The organism is Variovorax sp. 01T439_2 (assembly GCF_056398445.1).
This window is the reverse complement of the sequence record NZ_JBFTPJ010001050.1, coordinates 1-3,332: the sequence shown is the minus strand read 5'-3', so window position 1 is coordinate 3,332 and position 3,332 is coordinate 1. Positions and strand designations below refer to the sequence as shown.

General features: G+C 66.6%; 2 protein-coding genes and 2 tRNA genes. 2 read left to right on the top strand and 2 right to left on the bottom strand.

All coding sequences use genetic code 11. The annotated features are described in order from the left end of the window. The first annotated feature begins 41 nt into the window (after positions 1-41). Positions 42-117 (top strand) — tRNA-Glu (locus AC1DOC_RS31690). Between the two features lie 69 nt (positions 118-186). Further along, positions 187-263: transfer RNA gene (locus AC1DOC_RS31685), tRNA-Asp, on the top strand. A 64-nt stretch (positions 264-327) separates the two neighbouring features. Here the strand turns inward: AC1DOC_RS31685 and AC1DOC_RS31680 are convergent. Together AC1DOC_RS31680 and AC1DOC_RS31675 are read right to left on the bottom strand one after the other, a co-directional pair. After that, a complete protein-coding gene (locus tag AC1DOC_RS31680; protein WP_478131340.1) occupies positions 328-1,398 on the bottom strand; it encodes a phosphatase PAP2 family protein in 1,071 nt (356 codons plus the stop codon). Between the two features lie 225 nt (positions 1,399-1,623). Next, positions 1,624-2,919: an ArgE/DapE family deacylase gene (locus AC1DOC_RS31675; protein ID WP_478079365.1), complete on the bottom strand. Its 1,296-nt coding sequence runs from the start codon at positions 2,917-2,919 to the stop codon at positions 1,624-1,626. Positions 2,920-3,332 lie beyond the last annotated feature (413 nt).

Here is a 3,332-nt window from a genome sequence, read left to right as displayed (position 1 = left end):
GAGAAGATAAGTGCTGATCGCAGCACGGTTCCTAAGGTTTTGACCCTATCGTCTAGAGGCCTAGGACAYCACCCTTTCACGGTGRSTACMGGGGTTCGAATCCCCGTAGGGTCGCCAGTTTCGCGCAAGTGAAGCAGGCACAAGTCGTCAGCACTTGGCTCCGCAAGGAGTGAACGTTGTCTACCAGGAGTGGTAGTTCAGYTGGTTAGAATRCYGGCCTGTCACGCCGGRGGTCGCGGGTTCGAGYCCCGTCCRCTCCGCCAGTCAAAGAACGGGTTGCATCAGAAACGGTGCAACCCGTTTTTCTTTGGGCTGTACGCACGCGCGCTATGCGTACGAGCGCGCGATGCCGCCGGGAGCCGGATCCCGGCTTCCGCCCAGTCTCGCCTGCAGGATGGCCAGCAGCGCCAGCACCGGCAGGGCCAGCTCCAGGATTTCCTCGAAGCTGTGCATCAGGTAGCTGCGAAAGGCCGCGGAAGAAGAACCCACGGCGAGCAGGTCCGGCTGCAGTCCTGCGAGCGAAGCGGGCAACTGGTCGAGGATGACCGCGGCCCCGATCACCGCAACGAAGGTCAGCGAGGTGGCGGCTTCTGGGCGCCATTGGCGCCAGGAGCGCATCGCGCGGCTGGCCGACCATGCGCGCCTGGCCAGCCATCCGGCTGCGGTGGCAATGAGCGCGAGGATGGCCGCACCGGCAAGCACCCGCGGAAGGGGCGCTTCGAGCAGGCCGGCGGCGCCGAAATGCGCCAGGTGCCAATCGGCCTCGCGCGCTGCAAAGGCAAGAAGCAGGACGCCGATGGCCGTGCGGTCCAGGCGCGAGAGAGAGGCCATGCGAACCATCGGCAGGCAAAGCACCGCGGCCAGGTACAAGAGCACCGTGCCTTTCTCGACCGGCCCGTCTTCCTCCAGCATGCCCGGCCCGACCATGCCGGGTGTATTCGATCCGACCCACGCGGCAACCAGCACGAACACCATCACCAGGCATGGCCCGGCCCTGCCGTCGGCCAGGGCGCGCAACGGCCGCGCCAGGGCTGCTGCAGCCTGGGGCGCGAGCCTCGGCGCAATCGCCTGCATCGCAAACAGCGCCGCGGCAATGGCCGCACCCAGCAGCGCGCCCGCCGCGACATCGAACGGAAAATGAATGCCGACATGGATGCGAGCCCAGCCCGTGGCCAAGGCGGCGGCAAGAATGACGAGCCCGACGTCGCGCATGGAGCGCCGCAGCAGCAGCATGAAGGCTATGGTGAACATCACCGAGGCGTGCGTGCTGGGCAGCCCCGCGCGCAGGCCGTGGGGAACGTGCGCAGGGCTCAGCCCCATCATGAAGGGACGCGGCACGCCCACGGAGGCAGCGATCTCCTGCGAGACCAGCGAAGCTGCTCCTCCGCTGCTGCACATGCCCACGACGAACCCACCGCGATGGCCGACGCCAGTTGGAGCACCGCGGGCGAGGGAGAAAAGCCCGCCGCAAGTGCATCGAAGAGCGCGAGATTCAGCGGATGCATTCTTTTTGATTCACTTTCCTTGCGGGTTCGGGCCGTCCACGCGAACGGCGTGGCTGCATCGTAAAACGAGCTTCGCCGCGCGGGTGTGACACGACGCTTCTTCTTCGGTCTCGATCGATCAATCGACGCGCTCGACGCCGCACCAGCGCGCCATGAACACCGCCAGCACGGCGCTCACCTGCACCAGGCTGTCGATGGAAACCCACTCGTCGATGCCGTGGATGCTGGAGCCCGTGGGGCCGTAGCAGACCGCGGGCGTCTGCCCATAGATGTTGAAGAACTTCGCGTCCGTCGTGCCCGTGAAGGCCGTGGGTTCGAGCGGCTGCCCGACGATGTCCTGGTGGCACTTCGAGAGCTCGGAGACGATCGGCGAATCCAGGCCGAGGTCGAAGCCGTCGGCCTGGAAGCCTTCGTAGATCAGCCGGTAGCGCAGGCTCTCGCGGGCCGGATGCGCAGCGTAGGCGGCGGCCAGCACGGCCTCGACCTCGGCCTTGGCGCGGGCCACGTTCATGTCGGGATAGAAGCCGATGCGAATGTCGCTGAGGCAGGCCGAGGGCACCGACGAAGCCCACTCGCCGCCCTGGATCTTTCCGAGGTTGAAGTTGATCGGATGCGCATGGTGCGCGTAGCTGCGATAGCGGTTGGCGGGCTCGTTCCAGCGCTGCTCGAGCTTCTTGAGTTCAGAGAAAAGATACAGCGAGAAGTCGATCGCGCCGACGCCGGTCTGGGCCACCGAAGCATGCACCGGCTTGCCCAGCACCTCGAGCGCGAACCACAGCACGCCCATCTGGCAGGTCATCACGCCGCCGAGCGGCTCGGGGATGATGGCCGCGTCGGCGCGATAGCCCTCGACCAGGCAGGCCAGTGCGCCGTTGCCCGTGCACTCCTCTTCCACCACCGACTGAAAAAACACCGGCGATGCCGGTTCGAGCCCGAGCGACTGCAGCGCCGCATACGCCATCGTGTAGGCCGCAATGCCGGCCTTCATGTCGGCCGCGCCGCGGCCGTAGAGCCGGTCTCCCTCGATCACGGGTTGGAAGGGCGGGTGCTTCCAGAGCAGCCCGGCGCCGGTCGGCACCACGTCGATGTGGCCATTGAAGATCAGCGATCGGCCCTTCTGCGGCCCGCGGGGCTGGTGAATGCCCACGACGTTGGTGCGCCCTTCGTACGGCACGATGGAGGGCGAGTAGCCCGGATGCTGGCGGATCTTCTGCTCGTCGATCTCGAACTGGTGCACGCGCAGGCCCAGCTTCGTGAAGGTCTCGGCCATGAAGGCTTGCGCGCCTTGCTCGTGTCCCAGCAGCGAAGGATGCGCAACGAGCTGCTCGAGCATTCGAACGGCCGGCGCGCGCAGCGCGTGGGCGGCCTCCACGATGGCGGCTTCGGTGATCCGGTCTTCAGTGGGCTGGGGCATGGGGTCGGGGCCGCCTGCGTTGGCGGCGCTGGAAGAAGGAGCTTCATTCTTCCACGCCGCGCAGGCGCCGCCGCAGCCGCGGGTGGCCGGGCTGCAGGTGCCATGCCGACAAGGTAGTTTCCCCACGCCGGGCCCTCGTTCGCCAATGGCTCGACTTCGCGTAGGCCGTTTTCCCAAGTCGGCTCCAGCGGTATTTTGCCGTCTTAGCATGGCTGTTCGAACAGGCTGCCGAGGGCCGCGAAAGAAGAAAGCGCCTCGGCCTTTCCATCGTTCCAGCCAGTAAAGGAGAGCGTCATGCGATCCATCCAGTTCAGAAACCTTGCGCTCGCGTGTGCCGTTGCAGTGGGCGGCGCCGCGGTGGTGGGCTGCACCACCACGCGGCCCCAGGACCATGCCAGCACCGCTTCATCGCG